This is a genomic window from Xanthomonas sp. LMG 12462, from assembly GCF_009192885.1.
Lineage (GTDB): Bacteria > Pseudomonadota > Gammaproteobacteria > Xanthomonadales > Xanthomonadaceae > Xanthomonas_A > Xanthomonas_A sontii.
Map to the genome: position 1 here is coordinate 27001 of NZ_NMPP01000058.1, position 17444 is coordinate 44444.

Below are 17444 nucleotides of genomic sequence, written 5' to 3' on the forward strand. Positions count from 1 at the left end.
GCGCGCCACTTGAGCGGCGCTGACCAGCAACGGCCGGCCGCGAACAGACCTGGCGCGGCGCCGATCGGCCAACCGGGGTCGGGATCAACCGATCGCCGGCGCGCCTCTGCCGCCAGGGGCGTCCTGCACCCGCTGCTGCGCTTCCATGGCCAGGTGCTGCGCGCGCTGCTGGTTGAACGCCTGCGCCTGCTGCACCGTCTCGTGCATCGGTGCAGCGGCCTGCGCCACGTCCGTGGCGGCGCGGAAGCCCGGCGTGGTGCCGGACACCCACAGCGTGTCGCCGGCCATCTGCACCCGGTCGATCTTGTCGGCGCCGGCGATGCCGGCCCGCTTGGCACCGAGCATCGCCTGCGCGACATGCGCATCGTCGATACGCGTCGGTACGTCCCTGCGGATGCGCGCGAACATGGTCTGATCGGACGCAGGCAGCGCGCCCAGGTTCTGCGCACGATCGGCCGCGTGTCCGGCCGGCGGCGCCGAGTGGGCTCCGGAAGCCGGCGTCGTCGCGGCAGGCGCCTGCGGATGCGGCTGCGCGGGTGCGTGGGCCGGAGCGCTGCGCTGGAACCACTGCCCGGGATGGGTCAGCGTGTCGTAGGCCTGGCCAGCCGCGTGCTTGGCCGCGTCGATGCCCTGCGCGGCGGTCTGCCTTGCGCTCTGGTACGCCTGCGTGCCTACCCGCGCGGCGCTGTCGGCCGCTTGCGAGACCGCCTTCCTGGACGCGTCGTAGGCCTGGGTGGCAGCACGCTCGACACGCTCGGCGCCATCGGCAACCGCATGTTTGGTCGCGTCGTAGGTCTGCGTGGCCGCACGCTCGACGCGCTCCGCCCCGTTGGCGACCGCGTGCTTCGTGGCAACGTAGGTCTGCGTGGCAGCGCGCCCAACTTGCTCCGCGCCCTCGGCCACCGCGTGTTTGGTCGCGTCGTAGGTCTGCGTGGCGGCGCGCTCGACACGCTCCACACCGTTGGCGACCGTGTGTTTGGCCGCATCGTAGGCCTGGGTGGCCGCGCGCCCCACCTGCTGCACGCCGTCGGTCACCACGTGCTTGGTTGCGTCGTAGGTTTGCGTCACCGCGCGTTCGGTCCGATCGATCCCATCGGAGATCGCCTGCTTGCCGAGCTGATATGTCTGCGTGGCGGTTTGCGCCGCGACCCGCGCGCCATCGTAGGCATCGACGATGTGATTGGCGACGTTGGCCACGCCCGCCTGGAAGCGAGGATCATGGATCCGCTCCACCACGGCGTCGGCAGCCGCATGCGCGCCTCGCTCCACGGCGCCTTTGGCCGATTCCAGCCCGCCGCCCACCCACCGCGCCGCCGCATCCGCACCTTGACCGTGCAGACGGGCGGCTTCGCCCACCACATGTCCAGCCAGCGGCGCAACCGGGATGAAGGGCGCGGTAAGGCGCCCGCCCTCCCGCGCCACGATCGCGATACGTTCGTCAAGCGCTTGCACGTAGCGACCGCCGGCGCGCACGGCATCGGCACCGTGTTGCAGGCCGTCGGCAACCCCGCGCACGGGCGCGCCACGCGCGATGGTGTCGCGAATGGCGGGATCGGCGTTGAGCACGAGGTACTCGTTGAGTTGCCGCCGCAGATTCGGCGACAGTTGGCCCTGCCCGTCGTTCCCGCGCATCTGCCGCAGCGACTCGGACAGTTCGGCGCGTGCGAAGGACACATCGCTGCCGAAGCGGTCGATGGCGTCCTTGTTCGCCGCGTAGCGCTGCGTCGCTTCCTGGAAGCGCTGGGGTTGCAGGATATTGTCCGGACTGTCGCTGCTGAAGTGCTGCTGGCCGCCATGGTCGCTCAGCCGCATCGCGATCAGCGCGTTTGGCGGCGCCGACCCGGGCGGCGCATCCAGGTAGCGGCCGGCCCGCAGGCTCTGGATGTCCTCTTCGCTGGCCAGCGACACCACCTTGCCGACATGCGGACTGGCCGCGCTCACCACGTCGCCGGCCATGCGGTAGTTGGTGAGCTGGAAGCCCGGCTGCGGCGGGCCATCGATCATGTCCGCCGCGCCGAAGCCGTTGTAGGTGGCGCCGCGCAGGCCATATTTGGCGGCCTGGAGTTCCGCCAATGCGCCGCCCAGGGAGTGGCCGGCAGCGAATATCTGGGTTTTCGGGATGCCCTGCGCAGCCGCTTTGGCGATCATCTGCGCTGTAAACGCGTCGGCCGCAGACCTCTGCGCGTTGACGGTATCTCGCACCATCTTTGCATCGACGGCGATGTCCTGCAGCGTCGTCAGCGCGTGGTCCGCTTTTTCCGAAACACTCTTACCTGAAAATAGACCAGGATCAGTACCTCGGTACGCGACAATAACATTGTGAGGCGACGCAACGCTTTGATACGCAGTTGCGTGAAAGCCGGTAGCCGGATCACTGGCATAGCCAAATATCTTATAACCCTGGCCATCTAGAGAAACATATCTATTGTTATCGCCCACATCACGCTGTGATCGGTTGGCATACGAGTCATTACTTGCATCAGCTAACGCTTGATCAATGACTTTCATGACTTGACTTCCTTAACAGTGATCGTCACTGGGAAATAAGCATCAGGGTCTTTAAGAACCTCGGGATCGTCAGACTGGAACTCTAGCGCACCATAGGGAACCAAAGCAGGATCCCCATAAGAACTATTCTTGAAATAGCTTTTCCCACCACCCTCGCGCAAGATTTTTTCCAACAACCCTCCCCAACCGAATTTCACACCCTTGCCAATCGCGCTAACACCCACACTTGTCACATCCCAGTGGCAAACCCCGAGATTGAAATAATCTTCATCCAGCAGGGCATCGCGATAAAAATATCCCTTCCATGTGTGGTCATCCACCTGGACCATAGGAATATCGAGCCCGGTGTTAGGCACATGCTGCTCGCCAAGAACTGGCATCATCGGCACACAATTCTTATTGATGACGTCATATCCAATGTAAGCACCCTTGAAAGAATCCCACGGTCCCGGCGCATTTGACGTGGCGATGACCTCGTAGCGCTTGACCGGATGCGGATTCAGATGCCCGGTCGCACCGTCGTTGCCAACATCGATACCTTTCGAACAACCGGCGGCGGTCGCGGCCAGGGGCATAATGGCGGCAGCGGCCAGGTGGTGCAGTTTCATCGTATCGTCCTCGGGGGGATAGGCCGCAGGCAGCGCGGCAGTGGGGTCTGGTGGCAATGGCAGTCTCGGCTTGCGCCAGGGCGCAATCGGCACCCCGCCACGCGGCAGCGCGCCGAGCCTGGCGTAGACGTCCGCATTGATGCTGCCCATGTCGCGCAGGAGTTGCGCATCGCGCATCGTGCGGGCGCGTGGACGATAGGGATTGTCGCTGTACGTGCTCTTTTCGTCGCTCATCGCGCCACCTCTCCTTTATCAAGACTCCAAGTTGCGACTGCGATCTTACTCGCTGGAAACCATGTCGCCACTGCCCATCGCGCAAAGGGTACAAGTGAGATCCTGACCCACATCCATGGCCCGGATTTTCCTGATGAACCGCCATCGGTCTCTGATACCGGCATGCGGCAGCGCCAGGTATTGGTTACATAACCGACTGGAAGCCTGTAGCTGAGCCACTGGAAAAGCCGAGAACCCAGTAGCGCCTCTCACCTGAATGCACCTGCTTCTTGCAGCGATATCGCTTCGAGGACGATTCACATACGCGTCGTTGGCCGCATCGGCAACCGCTTGATCAATCCCCTTCACGACTGGGCCTCCCTGACAGCGAGGGTGACAGAGAAATACGCGTCCGGATGCTGTAGCACTTCAGGATCAGCGGGATCGAAATCCTGAGCCCCGTAAGGGACCAGGGACTTATCCCCATACGCGACCTTCTTGAAATACCTGGTCCCTCCACCTTCGCGCAGAATCTTCTCCATAGAGCCGCTCCGCGCAAACCTTAGGCCCTGAGCAATCGCACTGGCGCTCACGCTCGTGACGTCCCAATGGCACACCCCAAGCTTGAAGTAATCCTCATCCTGCAGCGCATCACGGTAGAAATACCCCTTCCACGTATGGTCGTCTACGCGGGTCATCGGAACGTCGAGTCCGGTATTGGGGACTTGCTGTTGACCAATGAAGGGGATCATCGGAACGCACTTCTTATTGACGACGTCGTATCCGATGTAGGCGCCCTCGAATGCATCCCACGGCCCCGGCGCATGGGACGTGGCGATGACCTCGTCGCGTTTGACCGGGTGCGGATTCAGATGCCCGGTTGCGCCATCGTTGCCGACGTCGATGCCGTTGGAGCAGCCCACGCCAGCCACGAGGATGGCAGCGACAGCGAGTGCGCGCAGGATTCTGAGACGGGGCCTGCGACGAGCGGTCACGCCGGCAGGGATCCACGCACCCTCGGCATGCCGCGCACCCGTCTGTGCCACGGCGGGCGTGGGCGGTACGCGCATCGCATTCGAAAGGCGACTGAGGGTGAACATTGCGGGTCATCCATGTCCGGCATCGTTACCCACGCACCATACCCCGGCGCCGGCGGGTCAGGCCAGCGGCTGGCGCCCCAGCGTGACCCGATCGCGCGCTTCCAGGTCCTGATACGTCGCCACCTCCGCGAAGCCGGCCACCTCCAGCAGCGCGCGCACCGCCGCGCCCTGGTCCCAGCCGTGTTCCAGCAGCAGCCAGCCACCGGGCAGCAGATGCGCCGGCGCATCGGCGACGATCCGGCGCAGGTCGTCCAGCCCATCGGGGCCGGACGCCAGCGCGCTGGCCGGTTCGTAGCGCAGGTCGTCCTGCTGCAGGTGCGGATCGCCGGCGGCGATGTACGGCGGGTTGCTGGCGATCAGATCGAAGCGCTGGCCGGCCAGCGGCGCCAGCCACGGCCCATGCGCGAAGGCGACGTTACCCAGGCCGTGCGCCTGCGCATTGGCCTGCGCTATCGCCAGGGCGGCCGCACTGAGGTCGGTGGCCAGCACCTGCGCCCGGGGCCGCTCGCTGGCCAAGGCCAGGGCGATCGCGCCGCTGCCGGTGCCGAGGTCGGCGACCCGGCGGCCCGGTGCCAGGTCCAGCCGTTCCAGCGCCAGTTCCACCAGCCGCTCGGTGTCCGCACGCGGGATCAGCGTGGCCGGCCCGACCGCCAGGTCCAGGGTCCAGAAGCCGCGCCGGCCGGTCAGGTAGGCCACCGGCTCGCCCTGTGCACGCCGCGCCAGCAACGCCTGGAACCCATCCGCCACCTCGTCCGCCAATGGATCGCGGGCGTGCGCGAACAGCCACGCGCGGTCGCGTTGCAGGGCGTGCAGCAGCAGGGCTTCGGCATCGCCGCGCTCGACCCGGGTGCAGGCCGCGCGCAGCAGGGATTCGGGGGTGGGCGCATTCATCGCTGTCACGATGACGCAGCGAGCGCGGAAAAGCCAACGTGGTAGAACGGACCGCCGCCCATGCGCCCTGGGCGGCTGACGCGCTGTTCGCGCGGCAGTGCAGCAAAGAGCCAGGCTTGGGAATCGATAGAGGAAACCTATCTATTCAATTCCATCAATCGATTTGAGGGATCTATCGGCGCCCCCTATCATGAGCCTCGTTCCATCCCCCGACCCCTATTGCAACCACGAGGAAACTCCATGTCGTCTTTGATCAACACCCAGGTCCAGCCGTTCAAGGCCAACGCCTACCGCAATGGCGAATTCATCGAAGTCACCGACGCGGACCTGAAGGGCAAGTGGTCGGTGCTGATCTTCATGCCGGCTGCCTTCACCTTCAACTGCCCGACCGAAGTGGAAGACGCCGCCGAGCATTACGCCGAGTTCCAGAAGATCGGCGCCGAGGTCTACATCGTCACCACCGACACCCATTTCTCGCACAAGGTGTGGCACGAGACCTCCCCGGCGGTGGGCAAGGCCCAGTTCCCGCTGGTCGGCGACCCGACCCACCAGCTGACCCGCGCCTTCGGCGTGCACATCGAGGAAGAAGGCCTGGCCCTGCGCGGCACCTTCGTGATCAACCCGGAAGGCGTGATCAAGACCCTCGAGATCCACGACAACGCGATCGCCCGCGACGTCACCGAGACTCTGCGCAAGCTCAAGGCCGCGCAGTTCGTCGCCTCGCACCCGGGCGAGGTTTGCCCGGCCAAGTGGAAGGAAGGCGAGAAGACCCTGAAGCCGTCGCTGGACCTGGTCGGCAAGATCTAAGCCGCCCTCGCTCCCATCTCCGCCTCGCGGCGGGGGTGGGGGTGAACCGCAGCCGGCATCGTCCGCCGGCGCCGGCTGCGGTTCATCCCTCCTCCCATTCGCGGCGTGCTGCTCCGGCAGCGTGCCTCCCCCTCGCTTTGCCCAACGTCAGGAGTCCGCCATGTTGGATGCCGATCTGAAAACCCAGTTGAAGGCCTACCTGGAGCGGGTCGTCCGGCCCATCCACATCACCGCGTCGGTGGACGATGGCGCCAAGTCGCGCGAGATGCTCGACCTGCTCGAGGACCTGGTGCTGCTGTCGGACAAGATCACGTTGGACGTGCACCGCGACAGCGGCGAGCGCGCGCCCTCGTTCGCGCTGAACAGCCCCGGCCACGACATCCACCTGCGCTTCGCCGGCCTGCCGATGGGCCACGAGTTCACCTCGCTGGTGCTGGCGCTGCTGCAGGTCGGCGGGCATCCGTCCAAGGCCACCGCCGAGCTGATCGAGCAGGTGCGCAACCTGCCCGGCGAGTACCGCTTCGAAACCTATTTCTCGCTGTCCTGCCAGAACTGCCCGGACGTGGTGCAGGCGCTGAACCTGGCCGCGGTGCTGAACCCGAACATCCAGCACGTGGCGATCGACGGCGCGCTGTTCCAGGACGAGGTCGAGGCGCGTCAGATCATGTCGGTGCCCACCGTGTACCTCAACGGCGAAGTCTTCGACCAGGGCCGCATGACCCTGGAGCAGATCGTGGCCAAGCTCGACACCGGCGCGGCCAAGCGCGATGCGGCGGCGATCGCGGCCAAGGCGCCGTTCGACGTGCTGGTGGTCGGCGGCGGCCCGGCCGGCGCGGCGGCGGCGATCTACGCCGCACGCAAGGGCATCCGCACCGGGGTGGCGGCCGAGCGCTTCGGCGGCCAGGTACTGGACACCATGGCGATCGAGAACTTCATCTCCGTGCAGGAGACCGAAGGCCCGAAGATGGCCGCGGCGCTGGAGCAGCACGTGCGCCAGTACGACGTGGACATCATGAATCTGCAGCGCGCCGAACAGCTGGTGCCGGCCGGCGCCGACGGCCTGGTCGAGGTCAAGCTGGCCAACGGCGCGTCGCTGAAGAGCCGCACGGTGATCCTGTCCACCGGCGCGCGCTGGCGGCAGATGAACGTGCCCGGCGAAGACCAGTACCGCAACAAGGGCGTGGCCTACTGCCCGCACTGCGACGGCCCGCTGTTCAAGGGCAAGCGCGTGGCGGTGATCGGTGGCGGCAACTCCGGCGTGGAAGCGGCGATCGACCTGGCCGGCATCGTCAGCCACGTCACCCTGGTCGAGTTCGACAGCAAGCTGCGCGCCGACGAAGTCCTGCAACGCAAGCTGCGCAGCCTGGGCAACGTCGACATCCTGGTCAACGCGCAGAGCACCGAAGTGCTCGGCGACGGCCAGAAGGTCACCGGCCTGGTCTACAAGGACCGCGTCGGCGGCGATGTGCATCGCGTGGCGCTGGAAGGCATCTTCGTGCAGATCGGGCTGCTGCCGAACACCGAATGGCTGCAGGGCACGGTGGCGCTGTCGCCGCGTGGCGAGATCGTGGTCGACGACCGCGGCCAGACTTCCCTGCCGGGCGTGTTCGCCGCCGGCGATGCGACCACGGTGCCGTACAAGCAGATCATCATCGCCATGGGCGAAGGTTCCAAGGCGGCGCTGAGCGCGTTCGACCACCTGATCCGGCACAGCGCACCGGTCGCCAGCGGCAGCGTGGCCGAAGCGGCCTGATCCGCATCCGTCCCGCGCCGCTTCGCCGGCGCGGGACCAGGGTGTGCGGTCTCCACCGCGCGCGCCCATCTGTCTCGTCGCCAAGTGCGCCACACGCTCTATGCTGTGACCCTGCGTCACCTCCCGCCGCTGCGTTCCGAGGAACCCGCTGATGAACCTGCGTGATCTGAAATACCTGGTGGCGCTGGCCGATCACAAGCATTTCGGGCGCGCCGCCGCGGCCTGCTTCGTCAGCCAGCCGACGCTGTCCACGCAGATCAAGAAGCTCGAGGACGAACTGGGCGTGCCGCTGGTCGAGCGCGCCCCGCGCAAGGTCATGCTGACCCCGGCCGGGCGCGAGGCCGCCAGCCGCGCGCGCGGCATCGTCGCCGAGATCGAGCAGATGAAGGAGGCGGCGCGGCGCAGCCAGGATCCGGAAGCCGGCACCGTGCGCCTGGGCATTTTCCCGACGCTCGGCCCGTACCTGCTGCCGCATGTGATCCCGCGCATCCGCGCGCGCTTCCCGCAGCTGGAACTGCTGCTGATCGAAGAGAAGAGCGACGTGCTGCTGACCCGCCTGCGCGAGGGCCGGCTGGACGCGGCGCTGCTGGCGCTGCCGTTGCACGACGAGCAATTGCATGCCGAATTCCTGTTCGAGGAACCGTTCGTGCTGGCGGTGCCCGAGCAGCATCCGCTGGCGCGGCGGCCGACCCCGCTGACCATGGACGAACTGCACGCGCAACGCCTGCTGCTGCTCGAGGACGGGCACTGCCTGCGCGACCAGGCGCTGGACGTGTGCCACCTGTCCGGCGCGCTGGAGAAAGCCGAGTTCCAGGCCACCAGCCTGGAGACGCTGCGGCAGATGGTCGCCGCCAACGTCGGCGTGACCCTGCTGCCGCTGCTGGCGGTGCAGCCGCCGGTGGCCAATCCGCCGAACCTGCGCCTGCTCCCGTTCGCGCCCGACGGCGGGCCGAGCCGACGCATCGCCATGCTGTGGCGGCGCAGTTCGGCGATGGGCGCGTTCCTGCAGCAACTGGCGCACCTGTTCGGTGCGCTGCCCGAGGAGTTGTTCACGCTGCCGGCGCAGGCGTCGCTGCCGGACCAGGCGCCGCGCCAGGTGGCCTGAACAGGCCGACCGGCCGAGGCGTCGCATCGGCGCCGGCTTGCTTGCACAATGGGAACGGGGGCGGCGCGGTGCCGCCTCCGTTCGTTGTGCCATCCAACCGGAGCCTGTCCATGACCTCGCAACACCACAGCGGCCTGCCGCCCTCGTTGATCGTCTCCAGCCGCGACCTCGCGCGCCTGGAAGCCCTGCTCGACTCCCCTGCCTTGCACCAGCACCCGGCCGCGCAAGCGCTGGGCGCAGAACTCGACCGCGCCACCGTGATGGCGCCCGACCAGATTCCCCCCGGCATCGTCACCATGCATTCCCGCGTGGAGTGCGAAGACGAACTGCACGGCGAACGCCATCAGCTGACCCTGGTCTATCCGCACGAGGCCGATGCCGCGCATGCGCGCATCTCGGTGCTGGCCCCGGTCGGCAGCGCCCTGCTCGGCCTGGCCGTGGGCCAGTCGATCGACTGGCAGGCGCCCGGCGGACGCCCGCTGCGCCTGCGCGTGACCGCGGTGCAGCGCGCCGACGACGACAATGCGCGCGCAGCGCGTTAACGTGCGCGGCCCTATCCTTGTCCCCACTCGTTCCCGAGAGATACCGATGACCTCTTCCGCCCCCTCCAAACTCGCCCAGTTGCGCGAGTTGTCCGTGGTCGTGGCCGATACCGGCGACTATGACGCGATCAAGCGGCTCAAGCCGGTGGACTGCACCACCAACCCGACCCTGGTGAAGAAGGCGCTGGACCTGCCGGTCTATGCCGACCTGATCGACGAGGCGCTGGCCTGGGCGCGCGGCCAGGACGGCGACCACGCCGCTCTGGTCGACGAGATCGCCGACCGCCTGACCATCGGCGTCGGCGCCAAGCTCAGCGCGCTGGTGCCCGGCCGCGTGTCCACCGAGGTGGACGCCGACCTGGCCCACGACACCGCCGCCACCATCGCCAAGGCGCACAAGTTCATCGCCATGTACGCCGAGCGCGGCATCCCCAAGGACCGCATCCTGATCAAGGTCGCCGCGACCTGGGAAGGCATCGAGGCGGCGCGGCAGCTGCAGCAGGACGGCATCGACTGCAACCTGACCCTGATCTTCAACCGCACCCAGGCCCTGGCCTGCGCCGAGGCCGGCGTGTTCCTGATCTCGCCGTTCGTCGGCCGCATCCTCGACTGGTACGTGGCCAAGGGCCAGACCCCGGCGACCATCGACGAGGACCCGGGCGTGCAGTTCGTGCGCGGCGTGTACGACGAGTTCAAGCGCCGCGGTTCGCAGACCGTGGTCATGGGCGCCTCGTTCCGTTCCACCGCGCAGATCGAGGCGCTGGCCGGCTGCGACCGCCTGACCATCTCGCCGGACCTGCTGGAGAAGCTCGACGCCGACCACGGCCCGCTGCCGCGCAAGCTCTCGCCCGGCCAGGCCGACGACGCCAAGATCGAGCCGATCGACGCCAAGCGCTTCGCCGCCGACCTGGCCGCCGACCCGATGGCCACCGAAAAGCTGACCGGCGGCATCGACACCTTCGCCAAGGACCTGCAGACCCTGCGCGACACGATCCGGAAGAAGCTGATCGGCTGAGTGTTGCCTGCACCCCAAGCGCGGTGATGCTGCGCTTGGGGTGCCGGGAATGGGGAAACGGGAATGGGGAATTGGCCAAGCGGGTGCGCCTCTCGCCGCCGTTTTCCCGCCCGATCAGATGTCGTCGCTACAGGCGCTTGCGCTGCGCGATGCGCACCAACCACGAACGCCAAAACAGGCGCAGCCACAACGCGTATCACCCATGGCGCTTTCGACGCCGCGTTGGCGCGGCCGCAACTTTTCCCAGGCTATGCTGCGCGCCCGAGTGCAGAGGCAAGGCAATGGCGACGATCGCAGTGGTGATGGTGGACGGCGTGGCGGACTGGGAGATCGGCACCATCCTGCCGGCGGCGCGGGCCTGGTTCAGCGACACGATCCAGATCGCCAGCATCGACGGCAAGCCCATCACCTCGATCGGCGGACTCGAGCTGCATCCCACCCATGCGCTGTCGGACCTGGCGCCGCTGGACGCCGACCTGTGGCTGCTGCCCGGCAGCGACCGCTGGCAGGCCGGCGAGATTCCCGGGCTGAGCGCGTTGCTGCAGCAGCGACTGGAGGTCGGCCGCGGCGTCGCGGCGATCTGCGGCGCGACCCTGGCGCTGGCCTACGCCGGCCTGCTCGATAGCCGTCCGCATACCAGCAACTCCGAAGCCTTCCTGCGCGAGCACGCCGGTGTCTATGCCGGTAACGCGCATTACCAGGAACGCCGGGTGGTCAGCGCCGGCGGCCTGATCACCGCACCGGGCACCAGCCCGGTCAGCTTCGCCGAGGCATGCCTGCGCCTGCTGCACCCCGAACGCGAGGAGCAGATCGCGCAGATGCGGCAGATGTTCGCGGCCGAGTTCGTCTAGCGCGACCAGTGCCACCTGTCATGCAGACGGCGGCGGCACGCCATGACTACACTTGTCGCCACACCCTGCAACCCACCATCGGCGGCAGCCCGCGGCGTCGCGGTCGATCCGCGGCGGGCGTGACGTAACGGCGGTCACGCACGCCAGCGCGCCGGCAGGGTGCTTCCACGGCCTGGACAGGAGAGAGTGCATGCGCGGATGGATGGTGCGTTGGTTGTTTTCGCTGGCGCTGGCCGCCGCCAGTGCCACCGGCATGGCCGCCACGCCGGCACCGACCCGGGTCGCGATCCTGGGCGTGGAGCACGCGGCGCAACTGGTCTCCGAACGCGACCAGCCGGGCGTGCTCGCGGCGTTCCTGGAACAACTCGCGCCGGACGCTATCTGTATCGAACGACCACCGGAGCAGGCGGCGCGCGGCGACTACTACGAATACACCTACGAGGTGCAGGGCGTGATCCTGCCGTACGCTGCGACGCATCCCGTCGCCCTCTGTCCGATCGACTGGATGCCGCCGGTGGAGGACGCCAGACTGGGCTTCGGCATGGATCTGGACACGCCGTTGGAACTGCGCCGCGAGCAGGGGTTCCAGGGCTTCCTGTCGTTCCCCGACAAGGCCGCATTGCAGCGCGATTTCTTCGCGGCGGATGTGGCCGAGAACGTGGCCGCGGTGCGGAAGTGGGCGCAAACCCCGGCGCCGCGCGCCGACCAGGACCTGCCGCGACGCCTGTACCTGTACCGCACCTTCCTGCAGGCCCAGCGCATCCGCGCCGCGGCACTGGCGCACCCGGGCAAGACCGTGCTGGTCGTGGTGGGCTATTTCCACAAACCGGACCTGGAGGCGATCCTCGCGCACGACCCGGCGATCGCGCTGGTGCAGCCGTCGACGCTGGGGCGCCCCACTGCGGACGCGGTCGCGCGCGCCACCACCGCGACGCAGCGCGCCGCGATCCTCGCCTTCAACCTGCTCGGCACCCAGGCCGAGACCGGCAACGTCGATTGGGCGTGGATGGGCCGCGTCCTGGATGCCTACGCCGCCGACGCACCTGCCGCCGAAACGGCGCTGTTGCAGACCCGCCTGGCCCTGCTGAGCGGCCGCATCGCACCGGCCGAAGCGCGGCGGCGCTACGCACGGCTCGTCGAGGACACGCCGGTCGAACTGGCGTTCGGCTGGACCGGCGTGCAGGACCGCACCCGCGTGGATTCGTTCTTCGATCCCTTCGGCAACCTGACGGTGCGCCAGCGCGCGACGCTGGAACTGGCGCGGACCGACTACGCGCTCGGCCGCAGCCGCGACGGCGATGCGGCGATCGCACGGCTCAAGGCCGAGCTGTCGCCACGCAAGGCGCTGCAACTGTCCGGCTATGCGGCGCGGCTGCGGTCCGCCGCCGCGAGCACGCGCGATCCGCGTGCCGCGGAGTAACGGGCTCGCGGCGAGACGTCACCCACGGTCGCCGTGACCCTCGATGGCGACAGCATCCTGCGCACACCACGCGCAGATGCGCTGGCTCAGGCCTCCAGCCCGATCGGACAACTCACCCCGGTGCCGCCCAGGCCGCAGTAGCCGCCCGGGTTCTTGGCCAGATACTGCTGATGCTCGTCCTCGGCGTAGTAGAACGGCGGCGCCGGGAAGCGGATCTCGGTGGTGATGGGGCCGTAGCCGGCGGCGTCCAGGCGCTGCTGGTAGGCGTCGCGGCTGGCCAGCGCGGCCTCGTACTGCGCCTGGGTGGTGCAGTAGATCGCCGAGCGGTACTGGGTGCCGGTGTCGTTGCCCTGACGCATGCCCTGGGTCGGGTCGTGGCTTTCCCAGAAGGTCTGCAGCAACTGCTCGAAGCGCACGGCCTGCGGGTCGAACGCCACCAGCACCGCCTCGGTGTGGCCGGTCTGACCGGAGCACACTTCGCGATAGGTGGCATTGGGCGTCTCGCCGCCGGCATAGCCGACCGCCGTGCTGAACACGCCGGGCAGCGACCAGAACTTGCGTTCGGCGCCCCAGAAGCAGCCCAGGCCGAACTGCACCTGCTCCAGGCCGGCGAAGGCATCGCGCAAGGGGTGGCCATTGACGAAGTGACGGTTGTGCAGCGGCAGCGGCTGCGCGCGTCCCGGCAGGCTCTCGCCCGGGCGCGGCAGGCGCTGCTTGAAGGCACCGATTCCCAACATGGCATGGACTCCTGGCAGCGACGGCGATGTCGTGTGGATGGCGCTGCCGGAGTCCGCTTTCAAGTGCGCCCGACCACCGCGGCGGCGGTGACAGGCGCGACGTTCACTTCGCTGCGGCGCTGGCCGTGGCGGCGGCGACCGGTTCCGGCATCGCCGAGCTGTGGTGGTTGATGATCAGCCAGCGCCCGTCGCGCTTTTCGTAGACGAAGGTGTAGCGCGCCTGCACCTGGCGGGTGCTGCCGTCGGGATTGTTCAGGGTGAAGGTGTAGACGCCGGCGTCGACCGCGCTGTCGTCGTCGAGCAGCCGCACCTGACGGTAGTTGATGGCGCCGCGCGGCTTGGCGGCGAGGAAGTGGCTGAAGTAGTCCTCGATCTCGGCGCGGCTGGCGCGGACCTGGTTGGACACCGTGGGCAGCAGCACGCCGTCGCGGGCGTACAGGTCGGCCACGCGCTGCGGATTGCCGGTGGCCAGCGCCGCGTTCCAGCGGTCGAACAGGCCGGCGATCTCGCGTTCGGCGCTGCTGGCCGGTGTCGCCGGCTGGCCGTCGTAGTGCATCGCCGGCACGGCCAGCGCGGTGGAGGTGGTGGTCAGGCCCAGTGCCAGGGCGAACAGGATGCGACGCATGGGAAGTCTCCGTGTGCTGAGGGGATGCCGTCTCGGGGCGAAGCGAGTATCGGCAGCGGCGGCTTGCGCAACATCCGCCGGGCGGCATATCCTCGAATATGCCGTTCGGCATATCGGAGACGCGCCCGTGCCCCCTCCCTCCAATGCAGGCCAGTGGCGTGAGGCACTGCGCCGCGACGCCGCCGACGCCGCGCGCTGGCAAGCCGTGGCCGCCGCCGCGGCGGCGCTGCGCGAGGCCGGCGATGCCGCGCAGGCCGCTGCGCACGCACTCGTGCCAGCCAGTGCCCTGGTGGCGGCCCCGCACGCCGCGGTGCTGGCGGTACGCGGCGCCCACTGTCTGGTGCTGGCCAGCCAGGGCGATGCGTTGCCGCCGGGCGCCAGCGTCGCCGTCGAGGCGCCAGCGCATGCGTGGCGCCTGCGCGGCAATCCCGCCAACGAGGCCGGCGAACTGTGCCTGCCGATCGCCGCGCTGGGCGTGCCGCTGGGCATGCTGTGCCTGGGCTGGGACGCCCGCACCGTCCCGGCGCCGGAAGACGTGCAGGCCCTGTCCGCGATCGCCGCGCTGCTGGCACCGCTGGCGGCCGAACCGCCGCGTGCGCCGCGGCGACGCAAACCGGCGCATGCCGACCGCCTGGCCGTGCTCAGCGCGCGCGAGCGGCAGGTGCTGGCGCTGCTCTCGCGCGGCCTCACCAATGCCGCGCTCGGCGCCGAACTCGGCATCAGCGCCGGCACCGCCAAGGTCCACGTCGAGCGCATCCTGCACAAGCTGCAGGTGGCCGACCGCACCCAGGCCGCGGTGGTCGCGGTGCAGGCGGGGGTGGCGCTGTGAGGGCGCTGGCGCGGCGCTGGAACGACTGGCCGCTGACCCGCAAGAGCCTGGCGCTGGTGGCGTTGCCGCTGTTGCTGCTGGTGGCGGCGCTGGTGGCGATCTACAGCGTGGAGCGGCAGAACATCGCCGCCGAGAACGACGTGCGCCGCACCCTGCAGTTGCTCAGCGACCTGCATGAAGCGCATGCGCTGCTGGCAGAGACCGCCGCCGGCGTGCGCGGCTACCGGCTGGTGCGCCAGGACGCGTTCCTGACCCCGTACCGCGACGCCGAGCCACGGCTGAAGACCGTGGTGCAGCGCCTGTCGCAGCGCATCACCGATCCACTGCAGGCGCAACGCTTCGCCCGCATCCAGCCGCTGTTCGAGGAGAAGATGCAGGGCTGGCGACGGCTGCTGGCGCCGGACCTGAGCCGCGAGGAAGAGATCCGCCAACTGCGCGAGGGCAAGGTCACCCTCGACATCCTGCGTGCGGAACTGCGCGAGCTGCGCAACTACGAGACCGCGCAGTTGCAGGTGCGCACCGCCAAGGCGCAGGCGCTGCGCCAGCGCAATCTGCTGATCACCCTGTGCGCGGCGATGCTGGGCGGACTCGGTGCGGTGCTCGCGGTGGCCTGGTTCGCCTCGTCGCTGTCGCGACGCCTGCGCCAGCTCTCGGCCAATGCCGACCGCCTCGGCGACGGCCGGCCGCTGGCGCCACAGCCACCGGCCGGCGACGAACTGGGCCAGGTCGCGCAACGCCTGCAGCAGGCCAGCACCCTGCTCGCCGCGCGCGCCGAGGAAGCGCAGTCGGCGCGCCGCGAGGCCGAGAGCGCCAACCGCGCCAAGACCGAATTCCTCTCGCGCAGCAGCCACGAACTGCGCACCCCGCTCAACGCCATCCTCGGCTATGCGCAGGTGCTGGAGATGGACCTGCCGGGCGCGGCGCAGCGCGACCACCTGCAGCACATCCTCGGCGCCGGCCGACACCTGCTGGGACTGATCACCGAACTGCTGGACATCGCCCGCATCGAGGCCGATCAGCTCGACCTGAGCCCGCGCCCGGTGCCGGTGCATGCCGCACTGGAAGAGGCGATGGGCCTGGTCGCGCCGGAAGCGCAGGCGCGCGGCATCGTGCTGCGGCCACCGCAGCTGCCGCCGGAGTGGACCGTGCGCGCTGACCCGCAGCGGCTGCGCCAGGTGCTGATCAACCTGCTGTCCAACGCGATCAAGTTCAACCGCCCGGGCGGCGCGGTGTGGGTGAGCGCCGTGCCCGAAGGCCAGTCCCTGGCGCTGGCCGTGCACGACCAGGGTCACGGCCTGACGCCGGCGCAGGTGGAACGATTGTTCACGCCGTTCGAGCGGCTCGGCGCCGAGCGCTCGGCGATCGAGGGCACCGGCCTGGGTCTGGCGCTGAGCAAGCGCCTGACCGAGGCGATGGGCGGGCGCATCGCCGTGGACAGCGGCGCGGACGGATCGCGCTTCACCATCGCGCTGCCGCTGGACCGCCCACAGGCAGCGGCACTGCCTGACCCCGCCGTGATGGCGACGACGGCGAGCGGGATCCAGCGCCAGTTGCTGAGCGTGGAGGACAACCCGTCCAACCAGGCGCTGATCCGCACCCTGGTCGAGCGCCGCCCGCACTGGCGCCTGCACGAGGCCGCCAGCCTGGCGCAGGCGCACGCGCATCTGCAGCAGGCCACGCCCGACCTGATCCTGCTCGACCTGCACCTGAGCGACGGCAACGGCGAGGACCTGCTGCAGGCGCTGCGCGCGCAGCCGCACACCGCAGCGATCCCGGTGGTGGTGATCAGCGCCGATGCCACCGCGACCACGCTGGCGCGCGTGCAGGGCGAGCCGGTGCGTGCCTACCTGACCAAGCCGCTGGACGTGGCCGACTTCTTCTCCGTTCTGGACCGACACCTCGCATGACCCGCAACGATGTCCTCGCCACGCGCATCCTGATCGTCGACGACGAACCGGCCAACGTCCGCCTGTTGGAGGAACTGCTGCAGCGCGAAGGCTTCCGCCAGGTGGTGGCGACCACCGACCCGCAGCGGGTGCTGGGCCTGGTCGCGGCGTTCGCGCCGGACCTGATCCTGCTCGACCTGATGATGCCGGAGCTGGACGGCTACGCGATCCTGGAACAGCTGGCGCGCCTGGCCGGCCCGTCCACCTTCCTGCCGGTGATCGTGCTCACCGCCGACCCCAGCCGCAGCGCCCGCCACCGCGCCCTCGGCCTGGGCGCCAAGGATTTCCTGACCAAGCCGCTGGACACCTTCGAAGTCGCCCTGCGCGTCTGGAACGTGGCCGAGACCGTGGTGCTGTTCAAACGCCTGCGCGCGCTGGCCGTGGCGGATGCCGCGCCGCCGGGATGGCTGACGGCCGGGATTGGGGATTAGGGATTGGGGATTCGCAACGGCAGCCCCCCGCTTTTGCCAATCCCCAATCCCGACTCCCCAATC

At 68.8% G+C, this 17444-nt stretch carries 16 protein-coding genes; 10 read left to right on the top strand and 6 right to left on the bottom strand.

Annotation, left to right across the window (positions count from 1 at the left end; all coding sequences use genetic code 11):
* Positions 1-84 precede the first annotated feature (84 nt).
* From CEK69_RS14420 to prmC, 4 genes are all read right to left on the bottom strand, one after another.
* Complete coding sequence (locus CEK69_RS14420) at positions 85-2508, bottom strand: hypothetical protein (RefSeq protein ID WP_226975175.1); 2424 nt, start codon at positions 2506-2508, stop codon at positions 85-87.
* Positions 2505-3350 carry a hypothetical protein gene (locus CEK69_RS21075; protein WP_193312711.1) on the bottom strand — a complete coding sequence of 282 codons (846 nt, stop codon included), beginning with the start codon at positions 3348-3350 and terminating at the stop codon, positions 2505-2507. Before CEK69_RS21075 ends, CEK69_RS14420 begins: the two co-directional genes overlap by 4 nt.
* A 344-nt stretch (positions 3351-3694) precedes the next feature.
* Positions 3695-4429, bottom strand: a complete 735-nt coding sequence (locus CEK69_RS14430) for a hypothetical protein (protein ID WP_152246318.1) — start codon at positions 4427-4429, stop codon at positions 3695-3697.
* 57 nt (positions 4430-4486) lie between these two features.
* Positions 4487-5320 (bottom strand): peptide chain release factor N(5)-glutamine methyltransferase, encoded by an 834-nt coding sequence (gene prmC, locus CEK69_RS14435; RefSeq protein ID WP_152246320.1) that lies wholly within the window; start codon positions 5318-5320, stop codon positions 4487-4489.
* Between the two features lie 240 nt (positions 5321-5560).
* Between prmC and ahpC the strand changes: the two genes are divergently transcribed.
* The 7 genes from ahpC (at position 5561) to CEK69_RS14470 (ending at position 12813) form a co-directional block, all read left to right on the top strand.
* A complete protein-coding gene (gene ahpC, locus CEK69_RS14440; protein WP_010341941.1) occupies positions 5561-6127 on the top strand; it encodes an alkyl hydroperoxide reductase subunit C in 567 nt (188 codons plus the stop codon).
* Positions 6128-6287: 160 nt separating this feature from the next.
* Complete coding sequence (ahpF, locus tag CEK69_RS14445) at positions 6288-7880, top strand: alkyl hydroperoxide reductase subunit F (RefSeq protein ID WP_017909223.1); 1593 nt, start codon at positions 6288-6290, stop codon at positions 7878-7880.
* Between the two features lie 151 nt (positions 7881-8031).
* Positions 8032-8985, top strand: a complete 954-nt coding sequence (locus CEK69_RS14450; protein WP_017911310.1) for a LysR substrate-binding domain-containing protein — start codon at positions 8032-8034, stop codon at positions 8983-8985.
* A gap of 110 nt (positions 8986-9095) precedes the next feature.
* Entirely contained in the window at positions 9096-9527 is a 432-nt protein-coding gene (rnk, locus tag CEK69_RS14455; protein ID WP_017915104.1) for a nucleoside diphosphate kinase regulator, read from the top strand.
* Between the two features lie 46 nt (positions 9528-9573).
* Positions 9574-10542 carry a transaldolase gene (tal, locus tag CEK69_RS14460; RefSeq protein WP_152246322.1) on the top strand — a complete coding sequence of 323 codons (969 nt, stop codon included), beginning with the start codon at positions 9574-9576 and terminating at the stop codon, positions 10540-10542.
* A 281-nt stretch (positions 10543-10823) separates the two neighbouring features.
* Positions 10824-11393, top strand: coding sequence for a type 1 glutamine amidotransferase family protein (locus CEK69_RS14465; RefSeq protein ID WP_152246324.1), 570 nt, complete (start codon positions 10824-10826; stop codon positions 11391-11393).
* Positions 11394-11583: 190 nt separating this feature from the next.
* Positions 11584-12813 (top strand): hypothetical protein, encoded by a 1230-nt coding sequence (locus tag CEK69_RS14470; RefSeq protein ID WP_152246325.1) that lies wholly within the window; start codon positions 11584-11586, stop codon positions 12811-12813.
* 86 nt (positions 12814-12899) lie between these two features.
* On the opposite strand, the gene msrA is transcribed toward CEK69_RS14470, so the two are convergent.
* Both msrA and CEK69_RS14480 read right to left on the bottom strand, forming a co-directional pair.
* Positions 12900-13550: a peptide-methionine (S)-S-oxide reductase MsrA gene (gene msrA / locus CEK69_RS14475; RefSeq protein ID WP_152246327.1), complete on the bottom strand. Its 651-nt coding sequence runs from the start codon at positions 13548-13550 to the stop codon at positions 12900-12902.
* 103 nt (positions 13551-13653) lie between these two features.
* The gene (locus CEK69_RS14480; RefSeq protein WP_150410397.1) at positions 13654-14175 is read right to left on the bottom strand and encodes an SgcJ/EcaC family oxidoreductase; all 522 of its coding nucleotides are present in this window, start codon (positions 14173-14175) and stop codon (positions 13654-13656) included.
* 127 nt (positions 14176-14302) lie between these two features.
* Between CEK69_RS14480 and CEK69_RS14485 the strand changes: the two genes are divergently transcribed.
* The 3 genes from CEK69_RS14485 to CEK69_RS14495 are packed head-to-tail and all read left to right on the top strand — an operon-like array spanning position 14303 to position 17381.
* On the top strand, positions 14303-15004 hold the full coding sequence (locus tag CEK69_RS14485; protein ID WP_152246329.1) for a helix-turn-helix transcriptional regulator: 702 nt from the start codon (positions 14303-14305) through the stop codon (positions 15002-15004).
* A complete protein-coding gene (locus tag CEK69_RS14490) occupies positions 15001-16911 on the top strand; it encodes an ATP-binding protein (RefSeq protein WP_152246331.1) in 1911 nt (636 codons plus the stop codon). Before CEK69_RS14485 ends, CEK69_RS14490 begins: the two co-directional genes overlap by 4 nt.
* Positions 16908-17381, top strand: coding sequence for a response regulator (locus tag CEK69_RS14495; RefSeq protein WP_043093079.1), 474 nt, complete (start codon positions 16908-16910; stop codon positions 17379-17381). The genes CEK69_RS14490 and CEK69_RS14495 overlap by 4 nt, the downstream gene beginning before the upstream one ends.
* Positions 17382-17444: the final 63 nt, after the last annotated feature.